16 protein-coding genes and 1 riboswitch are annotated in these 19,372 nt (G+C 59.9%); of the genes, 8 read left to right on the forward strand and 8 right to left on the reverse strand.

Annotation, left to right across the window (positions count from 1 at the left end; genetic code table 11):
- Positions 1–67 precede the first annotated feature (67 nt).
- A riboswitch (cobalamin riboswitch) is annotated at positions 68–320 on the reverse strand.
- A gap of 99 nt (positions 321–419) precedes the next feature.
- Positions 420–1,733: a sorbosone dehydrogenase family protein gene (locus A7D21_RS03520; protein ID WP_069551076.1), complete on the forward strand. Its 1,314-nt coding sequence runs from the start codon at positions 420–422 to the stop codon at positions 1,731–1,733.
- Between the two features lie 73 nt (positions 1,734–1,806).
- Here the strand turns inward: A7D21_RS03520 and A7D21_RS03525 are convergent, their stop codons facing one another.
- The 5 genes from A7D21_RS03525 to A7D21_RS03545 form a co-directional block, all read right to left on the reverse strand.
- Complete coding sequence (locus A7D21_RS03525; RefSeq protein ID WP_053257356.1) at positions 1,807–2,349, reverse strand: C40 family peptidase; 543 nt, start codon at positions 2,347–2,349, stop codon at positions 1,807–1,809.
- 144 nt (positions 2,350–2,493) lie between these two features.
- Entirely contained in the window at positions 2,494–3,123 is a 630-nt protein-coding gene (locus A7D21_RS03530; protein ID WP_069551077.1) for a C40 family peptidase, read from the reverse strand.
- Positions 3,124–3,336: 213 nt separating this feature from the next.
- On the reverse strand, positions 3,337–4,041 hold the full coding sequence (gene hda / locus A7D21_RS03535; RefSeq protein WP_017134884.1) for a DnaA regulatory inactivator Hda: 705 nt from the start codon (positions 4,039–4,041) through the stop codon (positions 3,337–3,339).
- A 204-nt stretch (positions 4,042–4,245) separates the two neighbouring features.
- A complete protein-coding gene (locus A7D21_RS03540) occupies positions 4,246–5,319 on the reverse strand; it encodes an AI-2E family transporter (protein WP_053257358.1) in 1,074 nt (357 codons plus the stop codon).
- 56 nt (positions 5,320–5,375) lie between these two features.
- The gene (locus A7D21_RS03545) at positions 5,376–6,416 is read right to left on the reverse strand and encodes a DUF2066 domain-containing protein (RefSeq protein WP_053257359.1); all 1,041 of its coding nucleotides are present in this window, start codon (positions 6,414–6,416) and stop codon (positions 5,376–5,378) included.
- Positions 6,417–6,759: 343 nt separating this feature from the next.
- On the opposite strand from A7D21_RS03545, the gene purM reads away from it, so the two are divergent.
- From purM to A7D21_RS03580, 7 genes are all read left to right on the forward strand, one after another.
- Positions 6,760–7,818, forward strand: coding sequence for a phosphoribosylformylglycinamidine cyclo-ligase (gene purM, locus A7D21_RS03550; protein ID WP_053257360.1), 1,059 nt, complete (start codon positions 6,760–6,762; stop codon positions 7,816–7,818).
- Positions 7,818–8,468, forward strand: a complete 651-nt coding sequence (purN, locus tag A7D21_RS03555; RefSeq protein WP_053257361.1) for a phosphoribosylglycinamide formyltransferase — start codon at positions 7,818–7,820, stop codon at positions 8,466–8,468. The genes purM and purN overlap by 1 nt, the downstream gene beginning before the upstream one ends.
- Positions 8,469–8,476: 8 nt before the next feature.
- Positions 8,477–9,190 carry a DUF3108 domain-containing protein gene (locus A7D21_RS03560; protein ID WP_053257362.1) on the forward strand — a complete coding sequence of 238 codons (714 nt, stop codon included), beginning with the start codon at positions 8,477–8,479 and terminating at the stop codon, positions 9,188–9,190.
- 377 nt (positions 9,191–9,567) lie between these two features.
- Positions 9,568–9,756, forward strand: a complete 189-nt coding sequence (locus tag A7D21_RS03565) for a hypothetical protein (RefSeq protein WP_053257363.1) — start codon at positions 9,568–9,570, stop codon at positions 9,754–9,756.
- Positions 9,757–10,128: 372 nt separating this feature from the next.
- On the forward strand, positions 10,129–12,054 hold the full coding sequence (locus A7D21_RS03570) for an IucA/IucC family siderophore biosynthesis protein (protein ID WP_069551078.1): 1,926 nt from the start codon (positions 10,129–10,131) through the stop codon (positions 12,052–12,054).
- Positions 12,044–13,255, forward strand: a complete 1,212-nt coding sequence (locus tag A7D21_RS03575) for an MFS transporter (RefSeq protein ID WP_053257365.1) — start codon at positions 12,044–12,046, stop codon at positions 13,253–13,255. The genes A7D21_RS03570 and A7D21_RS03575 overlap by 11 nt, the downstream gene beginning before the upstream one ends.
- An 11-nt stretch (positions 13,256–13,266) precedes the next feature.
- Positions 13,267–15,387, forward strand: a complete 2,121-nt coding sequence (locus A7D21_RS03580; protein WP_053257366.1) for a TonB-dependent receptor — start codon at positions 13,267–13,269, stop codon at positions 15,385–15,387.
- A 101-nt stretch (positions 15,388–15,488) separates the two neighbouring features.
- Here A7D21_RS03580 and A7D21_RS03585 read toward each other — a convergent pair whose 3' ends face one another.
- From A7D21_RS03585 to relA, 3 genes are all read right to left on the reverse strand, one after another.
- Entirely contained in the window at positions 15,489–16,034 is a 546-nt protein-coding gene (locus A7D21_RS03585) for a DUF2058 domain-containing protein (RefSeq protein WP_053257367.1), read from the reverse strand.
- Between the two features lie 25 nt (positions 16,035–16,059).
- On the reverse strand, positions 16,060–16,893 hold the full coding sequence (mazG, locus tag A7D21_RS03590) for a nucleoside triphosphate pyrophosphohydrolase (RefSeq protein WP_053257368.1): 834 nt from the start codon (positions 16,891–16,893) through the stop codon (positions 16,060–16,062).
- A gap of 153 nt (positions 16,894–17,046) precedes the next feature.
- Positions 17,047–19,290 (reverse strand): GTP diphosphokinase, encoded by a 2,244-nt coding sequence (gene relA, locus A7D21_RS03595; RefSeq protein ID WP_053257369.1) that lies wholly within the window; start codon positions 19,288–19,290, stop codon positions 17,047–17,049.
- Between the last annotated feature and the right edge of the window lie 82 nt (positions 19,291–19,372).

Consider the following 19,372-nt stretch of genomic DNA (forward strand, 5'->3'; position numbering starts at 1 on the left):
GTTGGGGCTGGACAAAAACGGCGGGCAGGAAAAAGAAAAAACAGACAGCCAAGCATCGCCCACCGTGATGCTGTTGGATGATCCAGGCCGGTCTCCGGACTCATGAGTGGCGCGCTTGCTCACCGAGCGAGCAGGCCAACGGCGCGCCTTCCCATATCACGTGGATACAGTGGCAAAAGGCACCGTCTTGACTCATTTACCGTTGCGGGGGCAGCGCCGGAATCGCGGCAGCACTGTGTACAAGTGCGCTCACTCACCGGCTTCCCTGTTTCACTCTGTCGGCGTATCCGCCACAGAGCACCTGGAACAAGCCGCGAAGGTTAGTGGGTTGGGGATGGAGCGTCAATTAAAGCCGACCTTGGACTTGAACCATCGGACCAGCTCGCTCCTCTACCCTTACAGGTATTAAGGAGAAAACCATGCATAAAACCAGACTCGCCTTACTGATCATGCTGGCAGGCACCCTCGCGGCCTGCGGCGAAAGCTCTACGTTGAAGGTCTCCGACGGCACCGGGCCTTCGCCCAAACTGCCGGAGCCGAACAACACCCTGATCCCCACCGTGAACATTGCCCCGGCCATCGGCTGGCCCGATGGCGCCAAGCCAACCGCCGCCGCCGGCACTCAGGTGTCAGCGTTTGCCGAAGGCCTGGACCACCCACGCTGGCTGTATGTGTTGCCGAATGGCGATGTACTGGTAGCGGAAACCAACGCGCCGCCCAAGCCGGATGACGCCAAGGGCATTCGCGGCTGGGTGATGGAAAAAGTCATGGGCCGTGCAGGCGCAGGCGTGCCGAGCCCGAACCGCATCACACTGCTGCGCGATACCAACCACGACGGCGTGGCCGAGACCCGCACAGTGTTCCTGGAGAACCTCAACTCACCGTTCGGCATGACGCTGGTGGGTAACGACCTTTACGTCGCCGATTCGGACCAACTGCTGCGCTTCCCTTATCAGCCAGGTGCAACCTCGATCAAGCAAGCGGGCACCAAGGTCGTCGACCTGCCAGGCGGCAGCCTCAACCACCACTGGACGAAAAACGTGGTGGCCAGCAAGGATGGCAGCAAGCTATACGTGAGTGTCGGCTCCAACAGCAACGTCGGCGAGAACGGCCTGGAGGCAGAACAAGGTCGCGCCGCGATCTGGGAAGTCGACCGCGCCACAGGCCAGCACCGCATCTTTGCCTCCGGGCTGCGCAACCCGAACGGCATGGCCTGGGAACCGCAGAGCGGCAAGCTGTGGACGGCGGTTAACGAGCGCGACGAGATTGGCAGCGACCTGGTGCCGGACTACATCACCTCGGTCAAGGATGGCGCATTCTACGGCTGGCCCTTCAGCTACTACGGCCAGCACGTAGACGTACGCGTCTCACCACAAAACCCTGAGCTGGTCGCCAAGGCGATTGCACCGGATTATGCCGTGGGGCCTCACACCGCGTCCTTGGGGCTGACGTTCGCAGAAGGCAGCAAACTCCCGGCGCAATTCAGCAACGGCGCATTCATCGGCCAGCATGGCTCGTGGAACCGCAAACCACACAGTGGCTACAAGGTGATATTCGTGCCGTTCGAGGGTGGTCAACCCAAAGGGCAACCGGTGGATGTGCTGACCGGGTTCCTCAACAGTGACGAGAAAGCCATGGGCCGGCCGGTGGGCGTGGTGATCGATCAGCAGGGTGACTTGCTGGTGGCGGATGACGTGGGGAATAAGGTGTGGCGAGTGTCGGCGGTTAAGTAGTCGGCCGCAAAACCAGCGCAAAAAAAATGCGCGAGAGGCTGGCCCTCTCGCGCATTTTATTCACTGTTCAGCCTTAAGGATTGCGGGCCAGATGCTCAGCCGGCAACACGCGCTTGGCACTCAGGTAAGCATTTTGCCAATACGCTTTGGACAGCGTATCCAGTTTCACCGTACCTCCGGTTTGCGGAGCATGGACGAATCGCCCTTCGCCGACGTAGATCCCGGCGTGGCTGACGCGGGAACCACCACCGGTCGCAAAGAACAGCAAGTCGCCGGTTTGCAGGTTCTGCTCGCTGACATCCTGCGCACGCATCACGATCAGTTCACGCGTGGTTCGCGGCAAGGAGATGCCCGCGGCGTCACGGTAAACGAAGCCGATCAGGCCACTGCAATCAAACCCGGAGTCCGGCGTGTTGCCGCCCCAGCGATAAGGCGTGCCGACCAGGCCCAGCGCACGGAAGAGCACGTCTTCGGCAGCAGGCGAGAAACTTTGGCTGGAATAGTTGAACACCGGTTTCGGCTTGACCGCTACCGGGGCAGGCGGCGGTGGACGGCTTGCACAGGCGCTGAGGAGCGCGGCACAAACAAGAAGAATGAGGCGTGCTGAGGTCGACATGGGCAGAACAATCCTGATCTGGATGCGGCTTTCGCTGCCGAACGCTGAAAACCAGAACGCGCAAGCAAAGCTCGCGCGAACGGATTACAACAATGTCCAGAGATTCTAGCGCTTACACGTCAAACTTCAAGTATCACTTTAACTTTACTTGCTGGCAGTAACCGTAGTCGGGGCCATGGCGAGTGCACGCTTGGCTTCGATGAAGGTTTTGCTCCAGTAGCTGTCACCCAGGTTGTCGACTCGAACACCGCCACTGCGACGGCTGCTGGAGTGAATAAACTGGTTATCGCCCAAGTAGATACCGGCGTGACTTACGCGACCACGACCTGCCGTACTAAAGAAAAGCAGATCGCCAGGCTTGATGTTATTGCGTGCGACCAACGGTGCATCCACGTTGATCATTTCACGCGTGGAGCGCGGCAGGTTCATGCCGGCTTCTTCGCGAAACAGGTAGCCGATGAAGCCACTGCAGTCAAAACCGGCTTCAGAGGTACCGCCGAAACGGTAACGGGTACCGATCAGGGACATGCCGCGCTCAAGGATGCTGTCGGCCAGAACTGGAAGCTGGTAAGGCTTGCTGCCGGAGAAGTCGGCCAGTTCTTTTTCAGTTGCGAGCTCTTCCTGGTAAACCGTGGAAGACTGCGATGCAACGAATTTTGCCTGGGAGTATTGTTGGGTCTTTTGCTGCTCAGCCACGTTTTGAGTGTGGGTGGCGCAACCAAACAACAGGGTAACGAGTGCGAGAGGCACGAGGGGTGCGAAGCGATTTAGCATGGGCACGACCGTGGCTGATGTGTAAAGAAGTCGAGACTATGCCCTCTATCACATCGATTTGCAAATTCAATCGTGATCCATGTGACTTCCTGTTTCGACGGCGACATCTAAGCCCTTAACACCCTATACATGCCTTTTGCGTGGCCAAACCGGTCCAAACGCAGGTTTTCTGACGCCTGAAATTTGCCGAGAGCCGCGAAATACAAGGGCTGGCTACCAGCCAAGGGTTTCCTTGAGGAAAGGGATGGTCAGCTTGCGCTGAGCCTGCAAAGAGGCCTGATCGAGCTGTTCCAGCAAATCGAACAATGCGCTCATGCTGCGGGTGCCGCGCGTGAGAATAAAGTGACCGACTTCATCGGTCAGGTGCAGGCCGCGACGGGATGCGCGTAACTGCAGGGCGCGCAATTTGTCTTCGTCAGACAATGGGCGCATCTGGAAGATCAGCGCCAGGGTCAGGCGCGACTTGAGGTCCGCCAGCTTCACCGGCAGCTCACGCGGCGACGTGGATGCGGCGATCAACAGGCGTCGCCCGCTGTCGCGCAGACGGTTAAACAGGTGAAACAGCGCTTCTTCCCAATCTGCCTTGCCGGCAATCGCCTGCAGATCGTCCAGACAGACCAGCTCGTACTGCTCAAGGTGGTCGAAGATGCCGATGCCACGGTCCATCAACTCAGCCAATGGCAGGTAAACCGCCGGCTCGCCCATTTGCTCGAAGCGCAGGCACGCGGCCTGCAACAGGTGGGTACGCCCCACGCCATGCTTGCCCCACAGATAGATCAGGCTTTCAGTCCACCCGGCGTCGGCTTCGCAGAGCCGCTCGACATAGCCGAGTGCAGCGGCATTGGCGCCTGGGTAGTAATTGATAAAGGTGGCGTCGTCACGCAGACGCACACCCAAGGGCAGCTGAATCGGTTTCATGCTGACTGAACGGCTCCAAACGAACCGTTAGTGGCCTCTGTGTAAAGTTTGCAAAGTTTATACCCGTGACGCCGGGCGCACAATGCAGCAGACCACAAGCAAAATCAAAGGTTTGCGTTAACTCGGGTCAATTTGCGCAAATTGTTTGACACCACGGCTGCATAAACAACAAACCCGGCATAGGCCGGGTTTGTGACGAAGCGATTACAGGTCGGGGTCTTCAACCCCGGTGTACACATCAGAATCCTTGTACAGATCATGAACATGGCGCACCAGCACCATGATCACCGCTGCCACCGGCAGTGCCAGCAGGATGCCAGTAAAACCAAACAGCTCTCCGCCCGCCAGGATCGCAAAGATCACCGCAACCGGGTGCAGACCAATCCGATCCCCGACCAGCAACGGCGTCAACACCATGCCTTCCAAGGCCTGGCCAACCATGAACACCGCAACAATGCCCAGCATCGGATAGAGGTCGCCGCCAAACTGGAACAGCCCGGCCACCAGCGCCGCGCCGATACCAATCACGAAACCCATGTACGGTACGATCGCCGCCAGACCGGCGATCAAGCCGATCAACAGGCCCAGTTCCAAGCCAATCGCCATCAGGCCGGCGGCGTAGATAATCCCCAGGGCCAGCATCACCAGCAACTGGCCTCGCACGAATGCGCCGAGCACCTCGTGGCACTCCTCCGCCAGCGACACAACGCGCTCTTCACTGTTGCGTGGCAGCAGGCTGCGGATTTTGGCCATCATGATGTCCCAGTCACGCAGCAGGTAGAACGCTACCACCGGAATCAGCACCAGGTTGGTCAACCAGCCGATCAGCGCCAGGCTGGACGCCGTGGCCTGGCTCAGGACGACACCGACGATATCGGTGGTCTGCCCCATATGCTCACTGATCGCCGCCTTGACCTTGTCGAATTTCCAGAAACCATCCGCCAGCCCCAGCTTGGCCTGCGCCCACGGCATCGCCGTGTGCTGCAACCAGTCGAGCATCTGCGGCGCCAGTTCATACAAGCGAAACAGTTGCTTGGCCAACATCGGCACCAACACCAGTACCAGCGCGGTGATGATCAACGTGAACAACGCAAACACCGCCACGACACCTAACGTACGCGACAGGCCGGCCTTCTCCAGGCGATCGACCACGGGATCGAACAAATAGGCCAGGAGCAACGCCACCAGAAACGGCGTCAGAATCGAATGCAGCAAGAACACAAACACGCACAGCAGGACAATCCCGCCAAGCCACACCCAACGACGCGTATCCGCCATAAACCACTCCATCTGTTATTTGCTGTCTTCCTTCTATATAGAAGAAGAAACAATAGTTACCAACGAAAACGCAACTGCGCCTGGGGCTCAGGCGCCGCGGCGGGTTGTGTACCCGCCTCCACCGACGGCAACACCTGAGGCTCACCCGCAGGCACTTCCTGCAACTTGGCCAGGCTCAACTGAGTACGCAATTGCTCGGCACTGCCGTTCACGCGATACACAATGCGATTGCCATCAACCCGCAGCGGTTGACCACCAAAGGGTTCAAGCAGATGACCCAGGGCGGCATAGCGCTCCAGGTTCATGCCCTGCACTTCGAGCAATTGTTCGCTGCTCACACCGGGCTTGACGGCAAAGCGTGGCGCCAGCTTTTGGCTGACCGCGAGCAATACGGCATCGGCGACGGCTGCGGTGTCTGCGCCCTGAGCGGTGCCCTGCTCACTTTTGTCGCCCAGCCACAGACGCCATTTAGCTTGCCACTGATTGCCTTCCTGGCGGGCATGCACAGCGAGCAAAGCGTCGGCACCATAGCGCTCAGAGGCTGCGCGCAGGGGCGTGGCGTCCGCACTTTCGAGATTGGGCGCAGTCGCAACCACCTGCTCATCCAGATCGCCCAGCGGCAGACGCAGCGGCAGGCCTCGGTGTTGCGCCGCCCGACGCAGCGCGCCGGCGACCGCTTGACCATCACCGACGAGGCTGCTGCCTTCGGTGGAATCATTCAGCCACCAGCCAAGGATTGACGGCCGATTGCTGCCCCAGATCGCCAGGCCCGCACCACGCAGGGCGCGGTCGGTGCTCACCGGGTCGAAGTCGACTTGCAAGCTCTCTGGTGGGCCGGCGTCATAGCCGTACTGGCTGATGATTTGTTGCGGATCCTTGCGAATTGCCGCCAGGCCCGGGCCGTCGGCGGCTTTGGCATCGCCGGTCAGGCGGATGACCAGGGTTTGCACGGCGCGCTGGGTGGCCGCGTCGCGCTCTTGAGGCGATTGGCTGCTGACCGGTTCAAGCACTTGATAAAGGCCATTGAGGGTTTCGGCATGACTCGCCAGGCTGACCAACGACAAACAGCCTACAAAGAAGAATTTACACAGACGCATGGAAGATTCCCGAACGACAAATTTAGCGGCTGGAACAGACCGCGTGAACTCGGTTTGGCAAGGCTGTGACCACAGCGACCGGTAAAACATTCACAGGGTCTTGGCAGTTTTTGTACTGTCATAACGATAGCGGGTTAAAGGCTATACCTTAATACACGCCATAACAGGCCCGATTAGCATTTTTTTAACGCCATATGCCCCTGCCCGTCGGCCCGAGGATGGCCGCTGCCCCTCAAGCCTGATAAAATCGCGCGCCTTCGCAGACCGTCAACGGCAAGGCCTTTTACCCAAAGCCCCTGCCCGCTCGGTCGTTACCCCTGAATCCCCCCTAAAGGCCTGGATCATGAGCAAGCAACCCTCCCTGAGCTACAAGGACGCCGGTGTAGACATCGACGCCGGTGAAGCATTGGTCGAACGCATCAAGAGCGTCGCCAAGCGCACTGCGCGCCCCGAAGTCATGGGCGGCCTGGGCGGTTTTGGCGCCCTCTGCGAAATCCCGGCCGGCTACAAACAGCCTGTGCTGGTCTCCGGCACCGACGGTGTGGGCACCAAGCTGCGCCTGGCACTGAACCTGAACAAGCACGACACCATCGGCATCGACCTGGTTGCCATGTGCGTCAACGACCTGGTGGTGTGTGGCGCAGAGCCGCTGTTCTTCCTCGACTACTACGCCACCGGCAAGCTGAACGTGGACACCGCTGCACAAGTGGTGACCGGTATCGGCGCCGGCTGCGAACTGTCGGGTTGCTCGCTGGTGGGCGGCGAAACCGCTGAAATGCCAGGCATGTACGAAGGCGAAGACTACGACCTGGCCGGCTTCTGCGTCGGTGTTGTCGAAAAAGCCGAGATCATCGACGGCTCCAAAGTCGCTGCCGGCGACGCCCTGCTTGCTCTGCCGTCCTCCGGCCCGCACTCCAACGGCTACTCGCTGATCCGCAAGATCATCGAAGTGTCCGGCGCCGACATCGAGAACACCCAGCTCGACGGCAAGCCGCTGACCGACCTGCTGATGGCCCCGACCCGTATCTACGTGAAGCCGCTGCTCAAGCTGATCAAGGACACCGGCGCCGTCAAGGCCATGGCCCACATCACCGGTGGTGGCCTGCTGGACAACATCCCGCGTGTACTGCCAAAAGGCGCCCAGGCGATTGTCGACGTGGCCAGCTGGCAGCGTCCTGCGGTATTCGACTGGCTGCAAGCGCAAGGCAACGTCAACGAAACCGAAATGCACCGCGTGCTGAACTGCGGCGTGGGCATGGTTATCTGCGTGGCTCAAGAGCACGTTGAAATCGCGCTGAACGTACTGCGTGAAGCCGGCGAGCAGCCTTGGGTCATCGGCCAGATCGCCACCGCTCCGGAAGGCGCGGCCCAGGTTGAACTGAAGAACCTTAAGGCGCACTGATGCCTGCAACCTGTGATGTCGTGGTGCTGCTTTCCGGCACCGGCAGTAACTTGCAGGCCTTGATCGACAGCACGCGCACCGGCGACAGCCCGGTGCGCATCGCTGCGGTTATTTCCAACCGCAGCGACGCGTACGGCCTGCAACGCGCGCGGGACGCAGGTATCGAAACCCGCTCCCTGGATCACAAGGCTTTCGAAGGCCGTGAGGCCTTCGACAGCGCCTTGATCGAACTGATCGACGCCTTCAACCCCAAACTGGTGGTCCTCGCCGGCTTCATGCGCATCCTCAGCGCTGACTTCGTGCGGCATTACGAGGGGCGCCTGCTCAATATCCACCCTTCCCTGCTACCCAAGTACAAAGGCATGCACACGCATCAGCGCGCGCTTGACGCTGGCGACAGCGAGCACGGCTGCAGCGTGCACTTTGTAACCGAGGAACTCGATGGCGGGCCTCTGGTCGTACAGGCAGTGGTTCCGGTAGAGTCTGCGGACTCAGCGCAGACGCTTGCGCAACGGGTTCATACCCAGGAACACAGGATTTACCCGCTGGCTGTTCGCTGGTTTGCCGAAGGACGATTGATTCTCGGCGAACAGGGTGCATTATTGGACGGTCAGTTACTCGCGGCCAGCGGCCACTTGATTCGAACCTAGGAGATTTTATGCGTCGCGCCTTGCTCTTCGCTTTTGCGCTGTTCGCCTTGCCCGCCGTGCAAGCAGCAGACCTTCACCCGTTCTCCGCCAGCTACACCGCCGACTGGAAACAGTTGCCCATGAGCGGTTCGGCCGAACGCAGCCTGACCAAGAATGACAATGGCTCATGGACCTTGAATTTCAAGGCATCGATGATGATTGCCAGCCTCACCGAAACCAGCGTGATCACCCTGGACAAGGACGCACTGCAACCGAAGAGCTACACCTTCGAGCGCGGCGGCCTGGGCAAGGCGAAGAAGATCAATCTGGACTTCGACCACGCCACCAACAAGGTCACCGGCTTCGAAAACAAAGACCCGGTCAACGTCACTCTCGAAAGCGGCATGCTCGACAAGTCGACCTACCAGCTTGCCCTGCAGCGTGACGTCGCCGCCGGCAAGAAAAGCATGAGCTACCGCGTAGTCGAGGGCACCGACGTCGACACCTACGACTTCCGCGTGATCGGCCCGGAAAAGGTCCAGACCAAAGCCGGCGCTATCGATGCTATCAAGGTCGAGCGCGTGCGCGATCCATCGCAAAGCAAGCGCATCACCCAGATGTGGTTTGCCAAGGACTGGGGCGGCATCCTGGTTGCCCTGCGTCAGGTGGAAACCGACGGCAAGGAATACAACATCATGCTGTTGGACGGCACCGTTGACGGCAAGGCTGTCAAAGGCAGCTGATAGGCTGATGAGCTGAAAAAAGGAGCCTCGCTGAATGCGGGGCTTTTTTTCGCCCGGGATTTTTCAGTCACGCGAATACCGCTATCGCAGGCAAGCCAGCGCCCACATTGGAATGCATTTCAAGGGTAGGCGCTGGCTTGCCTGCGATGCCGTCAGCACGGCCGAGCCACGCCTGAAAGCCTCCCAAAACATGAAACTTTTGTCATAAAACTCAGCACCCTGCGACGCAATGCCGCGGTTTACGGGGCCTGCAGGAATGTTGCGGTTTATGCAAAGAATTGTTGCGCGCAAAATCGGTTTACTTAGCAAGCTAACAAAACATATAAAAGAGGCCTGCGACGACTTGCCGCAGATCAACCAGAGATTGGAGCAAGCAGATGACTGTAAAAGTAACTGAACGCGACGATGCACACATGTCTCATGAAGCACTGGGCCATGGGATTCACATCTGGGATGTACATCAACAAGACCAACTGGTCGGCATGTTCCACAACGAGAACGAAGCCCACAATTATAAAAACGAGCTCGAAATTCTTGAGATGAAACGCCAGGCACAAAGCTCCTGAGACTCTGATATCGCATAGACGCCCGGCCCCACGCAGCCGGGCCGTCTACACAAAAAACCCGCCCAATGAGCGGGTTTTTTGCATTTCATACGCCGCGTTTTTTCCGGCGCGCCTGTGCAATCGTACAAAACCGGGTACATCCTACAACGCACTACACGCCGCCCTTCCTCCCTGAAGCAGCCTGCTCCAGGCGCCTTCAGTGCCATGTCACAGCGTTCCCTGAGCGCATTCGTTGCCGGCTGGTCTCGCCTTCCGCCCCGCTTGAATAAACGCTTGTGCAAAAAGCGTAACAACAAATAGACATTTGGTAATAATTCTCGATACCATTCGCACGCCTTTCACCCAGGATCACGGATAAGGAATTCGACTTTGATGCACGGACACAACAGCACGCCGGAAAAATCCCTGCTTGAGCGTTGGGCTGAAGCACTTGCCACGCCGCAATTCCTGGCCAATCGCATTACCCTTGATGCACTGATCAACACCCTGGCGCCCGCCGCCGAGCGCAGTTTCCAACGCCTGATCCAGGCACTGTTTCGTGAAGGCCTGCTGGACCCCAACACGCGCACCTATGACGAACGCGGCCACTGCTGGCTGGCACTGCCTGACCAAACCCGCCTGCGCTTCGATCACCTGAAACCCGGCCGCATGGGCAGCTGGGACCTGCGCGGCCAGGTCACGCTGCTACGTAACGACCAGACCGAGCAAAAGATTCAATTCCCGTCGCAATTACTGACGCTGCTTAACGACCGCCTCGAATCATCGGCCGACCTGAGCGTCTTGAGTCGTCTCAACAGCGAAATCGATGACAGCTTTGTCAACGACACGCTATGCCTCGCTTTTCACCAGCAGTGGACACTCAAGCTGCACGCCGCGATGGACCCGGCCCATCAGCACAATCTGCTCAGCTACCTCAAGAGTGACGCAAGCGTGACCAACGCCACGTCGGTCCTTGAACAGTGGGGCACGCTCGGCCATCCGTGGCACCCCAACTACAAGACCAAGCTGGGCTTGGCTACCGACCAGGTGATCGATTTCTCACCGGAGTTCGAAGCACGCTTCCCGGTATTCCTTTGCGCGCTGCACCGCCAATATGCGCACGTCGAAGTCTTGGCCGATACCGCAGATTACTGGCAGTGGTGGCAACAGCACTTCCCACAGGCCGCCCGACAATTGACCGCAGCACTCGCGGCACAGGGGCTTGAGGCGGCTGACTATCTGCCGCTGCCTGCTCACCCTTGGCAGGCGCGCCAGGAGCTACCGCAACTGTTCGCCAACGAAATCGGCGACAAGCTGCTGGTGCTGACCGATATCGTCGCGTTTACCGCCCACCCGACGATGTCGTTCAGAACCGTGCTGCCGGAAGGCCGCTGCGACGCGCCGATGGTCAAACTCCCGGTCTCACTGCGCCTGACCAGCGTGCAACGAACGGTTTCACCACGCTCGGCGCGCATGGGCCCGCGGATCAGCCACCTGCTGCTGACGATCCTTGGGCGCGAACCTGCACTTCAGCGAATCCTCAACATCGTCCCCGAACGGATCGGGGCGCATTTCAAACCCCAACCGGCCAATGATGAGCACGCTCGCCACCTGGCCGTTCTCTACCGCGACAACCCGCAGAGCCTGCTCCAACCGGGCGAAATGGCCGTTCCGGTAGGCAGCCTGTTTGCCATCGACCAGCACGGCCAACCACTGCTGAGGCAATGGGTACGCCTGAGTAAAGGCCAGGACAGCGCCGATGCCATGCTTGCGTTCTTTCGCGACTATGCCGCGATCGCCGTACCGGCACTGTTGGGCATGTACCTGCGCTATGGCGTTGCCTTCGAGGCGCACCAGCAGAACTCGTTCATGGTCATGGCCGCAGACGGCCAATTGAGCCGACTGTTGTTGCGCGACTTCGGTGATATTCGAATCGACCGCAAGACCTTGCACGCCCACGGTTTGGATATCGAACTGCACGACCCCAAGATGACGCTGTACGACGATGCGGGCTTTGTACGTGACAAGTTGCTGCACACGGTATTCATGTGCCACTTGGGCGAACTGGTATTGCTCAGTGCACGCCACTTCGATATTCCCCAGGGGTTGCTCTGGAATGAGCTGTCGGCCCACGTCAGCCAGTGTTTCGACGACGTGCGCAGCCAAGTCGAACCACAGCGTTGGGCGACCGAGCGCGCAGCCCTGCTGGAACAGGACTGGCCGGCCAAGTCGTTCATGCGCATGCGCCTGCTGGAAAGCCATGCGGATATCGTCGGGCGGCTGCCCAACCCGCTGAGTGCCGCCGCCAATGGCAGCTAACCACAGCACGCTGCGGCTGCTGGTGGTGATTCAACTGGTGTCGATGGGGGCCATGGAAATGAGTGGCCCCTTCTGGCCCTTGCAGATCCAGAAGCTGCTCGGCGCGGCCAATGCGCAATACACCGGCCTGCTGTCTTCACTGGTGTATGCCGGGCCGATGATGGCGGCGATGATCCTGACGCCAATGTGGGGGCGCCTGGGTGACCGTACCGGCCACAAGCCGATGATCATTCGGGCACTGCTGGCGTTGGCGGTGTGCCAGGCGTTGGCCGCTATCACCTTCGATCCGTGGCTGCTGGTGGCGATCAGAGTGGCGCAAGGCGCGCTGGCCGGCTTTATCGCAGCGGCTCAGGCCTACGCACTGGCCTGCTGTGGTGATAGCGGGCGCGGGCACATTCTGGCGCGACTGCAATCGGCAACCGCGGTGGGGTCACTGGCTGGGCCGGTGTTGGGCGGCTGGCTGATGGATATCTCCGGCTTCGCACTGCTGTGCTACAGCGCCACCGCCGTCTGCCTGAGCTGTGCAGTGATCAGCGTGTTCCTGCCCAGCGATGCACCGCGCTCGCGGCCGGCGCGCACGTCCGCACCCGCCGCACTGCCCAAAGGCTGGCTCGGCGCAATGCTGGGGATCATCGTATTGATTCAGGCTGCCAAGATGATGCCTCAGCCGTTTTATGCCCTGTACGTCGCCGATGTGTTACAAGCGCCCGCCTGGTTGATCGGTGCCAGCTATGCCGCCAGCGCACTCACGCTGGCAGTGTCCGCGCCGCTGTGGGGCCGGCTGTTTGACCGCCATCAACCCGCACACACGTTGCGCATTATCGAATGGGTCACCTGGTCTTGCGCCTTGACGCTGGCCTTCACGGCGATGGCTAACGAATGGCTGGGCTTCCTCGCCAGCCGGTTGCTGTGGGGCGTGTGGCAAGGCGCATTGCTGCCCGTCGCCTACACGTTGATCGCCAATACCGTTGCGCCCAGCCAACAGGGTTTTGCCCTGGGCATGGGCAATAGCGCCGCCAAAGCCGGCGCGCTGTGCGGCGCCTTGATGGGCGGCATCGGCATGGGAATGGTGGGTTTGGCGCACAGCTTTTGGCTGGTCGCGCTCACGTACGCCTTGGCCGCCCTGGGTATCCGCGCGATCCGTTCGTTCACCCGAACACCCGAATCATCCGGTTTTTCTGTCAATACTTCTAATAACTGAAAGGCAAGGTCATGAACAAACTGCAACTGGCAGCCCTGCTGCCCCTGCTTGGATCTATGAGCGGCCCAGCCTGGGCCGATCAAGTCGAAGAGACCCAAACAGCGCCCACCAATCTGCAATTACAGGCAACGGTGGTTTCGGCCACACGCAATGAAACCAGTATTGCGGCGATTCCAGGCTCTGTGCAGGTCATCAGCGAAGACCAGATCCGCCAGCAGACGGGTGCGGGACGCCGGGTTGCGGATATGCTCGGGCAACTGGTGCCAGGCATTGCGCCCTCCAGTGGTGGCATGAGCAACTTCGGCCAGACGCTTCGCGGGCGCAATACGCTGATCCTGATCGATGGCGTCTCGCAGAACGCCACGCGCGACAACTTCCGCCAGCTCAACAGCGTGGCACCGGAAAGCATCGAGCGCATTGAAGTGATTTCCGGCGCCAGCAGTGTCTACGGTGCCGGTGCATCAGGCGGCATCATCAACATCATCACCAAGCGCAACAAAGGTGAAGACCTGGCCTTCAGCAGCAAAATCGGCATGACCGCCGGCAACAACCTCAGCCACAAAGGTTTCTCCTACGAAGCCTTCCAGAGCGCAACGGGCCGTCAGGGCCCTGTGGACTGGTATCTTTCCGGCAACTACGTACAACGTAACGATCAGTTCGACGGCAACGGAAAACGCATTCCCCAGGACACGTCCCAGGGCAGCAACATGGACACCGGCACCTATGACCTGCAAGGTCGCTTCGGCTACGAGCTGGATGACGACAAAAAGATCAGCCTGTCGCTGCAAGACTACAAAGACGAACAAGACACCCGTTACACCAAGGACCCACGCAACGCGAATACCGCCGTCGCCGTTAAAGGCCTGGACCTGGATGACCAACCCTTCACCCACAACCAGGCGGTCAACCTTAACTACGCCGACAAAGATTTCTATGGCCAGGGCTTGCAGGTCGAGAGTTACTGGCGGCGTGCCGACGCGTTGTTCTTCCCGGACCTGTCGCGTGGCCGCGCCGGGGTCTCCGACAACAACAGCGTGCAGGATGTCTACGGCTTGCGCGCGGCGATCGATACGCAAATGCCGGACATCGGCCCGGCCACCGGCAATCTGGTCTGGGGCGCTGACTATGACCATGAAACCTCACGCCAGCGCGGCGACCAATACCGCGTCAACGGCCTGAACTACACCAAGACCGGCACCACATTCGAAATGGGCCCGGACATCGCCACCAGCACCAAAGCGATCTTTGGGCAACTGTCCTACGACATCGATGACTGGACCTTGCGGGGTGGCGTACGCCGCGAGTGGATCGAAAGCGAGGTTTCCGACAGCATCGCTTATGGCGAAATCGTCCAGACCGGCAATCGCGCGACACTGCCGGGCGGCACGCTCAAATACGATGACACCCTCTATAACCTTGGCGCGGTGTATCACCTGAGCGAAAACCAGGATGTGTTCGTCAACTTCAGCCAGGGCTTTTCCCTGCCGGATATCCAGCGTTTCCTGCGTGATGTGAACAGCAAGTACGACATTCAAAACCTGAATGCCCAAGCGCTCAAGGTCGACAGCTACGAGCTGGGCTGGCGTGGCAATTGGGATAAGTGGCTGGCCAGCGTCACGGCGTATGAAAACACCTCGGATGTCACCCAGTTCTATGATGCCAATGACCGTGTACTGCGCCTGATCAATCAGAAAGAGCGTGTGCGCGGCGTTGAAACCAGCCTGACGTACAACTTCACCGATCAATGGTCGGTAGGGGGTACTTACGCTTACGCCAAAGGCGAGACCCAGCAGAACGGTAAATGGATCGACCTGCCTGCCACACGCATCTCTCCTGCCAAGACCACCGCCTTTATCGGCTACGACCGTGGCGACTACAGCCTGCGCCTGCAAGGTATGCGCCTGGCCGACTATGACGCTGCGTTCAAAGACAACAACGGCCGCGACATCAAAGGCTACACGCTGGCCGACCTGTTGGGCTCGGTGAGGTTGCCGGTAGGTCGCCTCGAAGGTGCGGTGTACAACCTCACCAACCGCAACTACCAGAACATGTTCGCCCAGGCCAACGCACGTGCACCGTACCCGAATGCCGAAGGTCGTACCTTCAGCCTGAGTTACGCAGTGGATTGGTGAGCGGCTGACGCGACGGGTTAAACCACAAACCCCGCCTTTTGAGCGGGGTTTGTGTTTGCTGGCAGGGGCGAGCCCTTCACCACACGGATGTTTTTACAGCCTTACCACATCAGATCATCCGGGATCTGGTAGGCGGCGTACGGATCATCCTCGTCCGGCACCTGGCTTTCGGTGAGGATATTGAGCTGCACGATGCGCTCCGGTGCACGCTCCTGGATCTTCAGCGCCGCCTCGCGCGGGATGACCTCGTAACCGCCGCCGTGGTGCACGATCGCCAGGGAGCCATTGCTGAGCTTGTTGCGCATCAGCGTGTTGACCGACAGGCGCTTGACCTTCTTGTCGTCCACGAAGTTGTAGTAGTCCTCAGTGGTCAACTTGGGCAGGCGCGAGGTCTCGATCAGTTGCTTGACCTGAGCCGTGCGGGCCTTGGCCTCGGCTTTTTCCTGCTGCAGGCGGTTCAGCTCCTGGTCACGCTTGACCTTCTCGGCATGCGCCTCAGCGGCCAGGCGTGCCTGGGTATCATCCACTTCGGCCTGGCCTTTATGGACCAGGCGCTGCTGCTTCTGTTTCTCTTTGCCGACCTGCTTGGCCTGCTTTTGGTTGACCAGACCTGCTTTAAGCAACTGGTCGCGAAGGGAAAGGCTCATGGTGCTTACTCACTTAGGCAACTGCTCAACCGCAGCTGGACACATTCTTTTCCTGACGTTTGGCTTCGCCCCACAGGGCGTCCAACTCTTCGAGGGTGCAATCTTCTATGGGACGGTGGGTCTGGCGCAATGCCTGTTCGATAAATCGGAAACGTCGTTCGAACTTGGCATTAGCACCACGCAGCGCAGTTTCCGGGTCAACCTTGAGGTGACGTGCCAGGTTAACTGCGGCAAACAGCAGGTCACCGACCTCATCGGCAATCGCCACCGAATCGTTGTCGGCCATGGCTTCGAGCACTTCATCCAGCTCTTCGCGCACATTGTCCACCACCGGCAACGCGGCAGGCCAGTCGAAACCGACCTGGCTGGCGCGCTTTTGCAATTTGGCGGCACGGGACAACGAAGGTAAGGCGGCAGGCACATCATCCAGCAGGGAAAGTTGCTCAGGCGCGTCGGATTTCTGCGCACGCTCTTCGGCCTTGATCTGCTCCCAGCGCGCCTTGACCTGCTCTTCGCTTAACTGCGGGATATCCAGCGGCGCATACAAATCCCCCGTAGGGAACACATGAGGATGGCGGCGGATGAGCTTGCGGGTAATGCTGTCGATCACCCCGGCAAATTCAAAGCGCCCTTCTTCTCGCGCCAGCTGGCTGTAATACACCACTTGGAATAACAGGTCACCCAACTCACCTTGCAGATGATCAAAGTCGCCACGCTCGATGGCGTCGGCCACTTCGTAAGCCTCTTCCAGGGTGTGCGGGACAATGGTTGCGTAGGTTTGCTTGATGTCCCACGGGCACCCGTATGTGGGGTCGCGCAGGCGGTTCATCAGGTGCAGCAGGTCTTCAAGTGAATACATCAGTCTCTTCCGCAGAAGTGGGAACGCTGAAGATCAAATGTGGGAGCGGGCTTGCTCGCGAAATCGGTGGGTCAGTCAAAGCATCTTGCACTGACACACCGATTTCGCGAGCAAGCCCGCTCCCACATTTTCAGTCCGCGCTCATCCAGCTACTCATGGTGTGCGATTACGCCGCGTCTCGATGATGTTCGGCAACTGGGAAATCCGCCCCAGCAGCCGCCCCAACGCATCCAGCCCCGGAATCTCGATGGTCAGGGACATCAACGCGGTGTTGTCCTCTTTATTCGAGCGGGTGTTGACCGCCAGCACGTTGATCCGCTCGTTGAGCAGCACTTGCGACACGTCACGCAGCAAACCGGAACGGTCGTAGGCACGGATGATGATGTCCACCGGGTAGGTGAGCACCGGCACCGGGCCCCAACTGACCTGGATGATCCGCTCCGGCTCGCGCCCGCCCAGTTGCAGCACCGAGGCGCAATCCTGGCGGTGAATGCTCACGCCACGGCCCTGGGTGATGTAACCGACGATGGCGTCGCCCGGCAACGGTTGGCAGCAACCGGCCATTTGCGTCATCAGGTTGCCCACGCCCTGGATCTGGATATCGCCGCGCTTACCCGGTTTGTAGCCGGTGGCTTTGCGTGGAATCAGCTCCAGTTGCTCGCTGCCACGCTCCGGCTCTACCAACTGTTGGGCGAGGTTGACCAGCTGCGCCAGACGCAGGTCGCCAGCACCGAGTGCCGCGAACATGTCCTCGGCGATCTTCATGTTGGCCTTTTCGGCCAGCTTGTCGAAGTCCACCTGCGGCAAGCCCAGGCGCGCCAGTTCGCGCTCGAGCAAGGTTTTGCCGGCCGCGACGTTCTGGTCGCGCGCCTGCAATTTGAACCAGTGGACGATTTTCGCCCGCGCCCGCGACGTGGTGATGTAACCCAGGTTCGGGTTCAGCCAGTCGCGGCTCGGCGTGCCGTGCTTGCTGGTGATGATCTCGACCTGTTCACCGGTCTGCAGGCTGTAGTTGAGCGGCACGATGCGCCCGTTGATCTTGGCGCCCCGGCAGTTGTGGCCGATTTCGGTGTGTACACGGTAGGCGAAGTCCAGCGGCGTAGCGCCCTTGGGCAAGTCGATGGCGTGGCCGTCGGGGGTGAAGATATAGACCCGGTCCGGCTCGATATCCACCCGCAGCTGTTCGGCCAGACCGCCGATGTCGCCGAGTTCTTCGTGCCACTCGAGCACTTGACGCAGCCAGGAGATTTTCTCTTCGTACTGGTTGGACCCGGCCTTGACGTCGGTGCCCTTGTAACGCCAGTGCGCGCACACCCCCAGCTCGGCCTCCTCGTGCATGGCGTGGGTGCGGATCTGCACTTCCAGCACCTTGCCTTCGGGACCGATCACTGCGGTGTGCAGCGAGCGATAGCCGTTTTCCTTGGGGTTGGCGATGTAGTCGTCAAACTCCTTGGGAATGTGCCGCCACAAGGTGTGGACGATACCCAGCGCGGTGTAGCAATCGCGCATTTCCGGCACCAGCACACGCACCGCGCGCACGTCGTAGATCTGGCTGAACGCCAGGCCCTTGCGCTGCATTTTGCGCCAGATGGAGTAGATGTGTTTGGCACGGCCGCTGATGTCGGCGTCAACACCGGTGGCCTGCAACTCGGAACGCAGCTGGCCCATCACGTCGGTAATGAAGCGCTCACGGTCAAGGCGCCGCTCGTGCAGCAGCGTGGCAATCTGTTTGTACTGATCGGGTTCGAGGTAGCGGAAGGACAAGTCCTCCAGCTCCCATTTGATATGGCCGATACCGAGGCGGTGCGCCAGCGGCGCATAGATGTCGAACACCTCACGGGCCACGCGGTTGCGCTTTTCGTCATCGGCAGTCTTCACCGCACGGATCGCGCAGGTGCGTTCGGCCAGCTTGATCAGCGCGACGCGCACGTCGTCGACCATCGCCACCAGCATCTTGCGCAGGTTCTCGACCTGGCCCTGGGTGCCCAGCACCATGGACTGACGCGGGCTGAGGCTGGCGCTGATGGCCGCCATGCGCAGCACGCCGTCGATCAGTTTGGCGACCACGGCACCAAAACGCTGGCTGACCAGCGGTAACGCAATATGCCCTTCGCGTACGCCGCGATAAAGCACAGCGGCGATCAGCGAATCCTGGTCCAGCTTGAGATCGGCGAGGATCTCGGCGATTTCCAACCCGGTGCGAAAGCTTGACGTGCCCTCCGCCCACAGGTTTTTGGCCGCATTGTCTTGCTGTTCAGACTCACGAGCGAACTCGCAGGCTGCTTTCAAGGCTTCACGGTCCAGTGCCGGGTCGACACTGACGGCATGATCCAGCCATGCCTCGAGATTGATACTGCCGTCGGTGTTGATCGGCTGGTGTGCTCTCACCTGTACCATCTTGCTTACCTTCCCTACGACGCACCTTCAATGCGCCAAAAATCATCGCTGACCTGCTGCGTAACCCAAGCCCTGCAACCCT

It is taken from the genome of Pseudomonas sp. AP19, assembly GCF_001728855.1.
GTDB lineage: Bacteria > Pseudomonadota > Gammaproteobacteria > Pseudomonadales > Pseudomonadaceae > Aquipseudomonas > Aquipseudomonas fluorescens.

Coding starts and splice junctions, on each gene's coding strand:
- A7D21_RS03520 (WP_069551076.1), top strand. CDS start 420: ATGCATAAAACCAGACTCGCCTTACTGATCATGCTGGCAGGCACCCTC.
- A7D21_RS03525 (WP_053257356.1), bottom strand. CDS start 2,349: ATGTCGACCTCAGCACGCCTCATTCTTCTTGTTTGTGCCGCGCTCCTC.
- A7D21_RS03530 (WP_069551077.1), bottom strand. CDS start 3,123: ATGCTAAATCGCTTCGCACCCCTCGTGCCTCTCGCACTCGTTACCCTG.
- hda (WP_017134884.1), bottom strand. CDS start 4,041: ATGAAACCGATTCAGCTGCCCTTGGGTGTGCGTCTGCGTGACGACGCC.
- A7D21_RS03540 (WP_053257358.1), bottom strand. CDS start 5,319: ATGGCGGATACGCGTCGTTGGGTGTGGCTTGGCGGGATTGTCCTGCTG.
- A7D21_RS03545 (WP_053257359.1), bottom strand. CDS start 6,416: ATGCGTCTGTGTAAATTCTTCTTTGTAGGCTGTTTGTCGTTGGTCAGC.
- purM (WP_053257360.1), top strand. CDS start 6,760: ATGAGCAAGCAACCCTCCCTGAGCTACAAGGACGCCGGTGTAGACATC.
- purN (WP_053257361.1), top strand. CDS start 7,818: ATGCCTGCAACCTGTGATGTCGTGGTGCTGCTTTCCGGCACCGGCAGT.
- A7D21_RS03560 (WP_053257362.1), top strand. CDS start 8,477: ATGCGTCGCGCCTTGCTCTTCGCTTTTGCGCTGTTCGCCTTGCCCGCC.
- A7D21_RS03565 (WP_053257363.1), top strand. CDS start 9,568: ATGACTGTAAAAGTAACTGAACGCGACGATGCACACATGTCTCATGAA.
- A7D21_RS03570 (WP_069551078.1), top strand. CDS start 10,129: ATGCACGGACACAACAGCACGCCGGAAAAATCCCTGCTTGAGCGTTGG.
- A7D21_RS03575 (WP_053257365.1), top strand. CDS start 12,044: ATGGCAGCTAACCACAGCACGCTGCGGCTGCTGGTGGTGATTCAACTG.
- A7D21_RS03580 (WP_053257366.1), top strand. CDS start 13,267: ATGAACAAACTGCAACTGGCAGCCCTGCTGCCCCTGCTTGGATCTATG.
- A7D21_RS03585 (WP_053257367.1), bottom strand. CDS start 16,034: ATGAGCCTTTCCCTTCGCGACCAGTTGCTTAAAGCAGGTCTGGTCAAC.
- mazG (WP_053257368.1), bottom strand. CDS start 16,893: ATGTATTCACTTGAAGACCTGCTGCACCTGATGAACCGCCTGCGCGAC.
- relA (WP_053257369.1), bottom strand. CDS start 19,290: ATGGTACAGGTGAGAGCACACCAGCCGATCAACACCGACGGCAGTATC.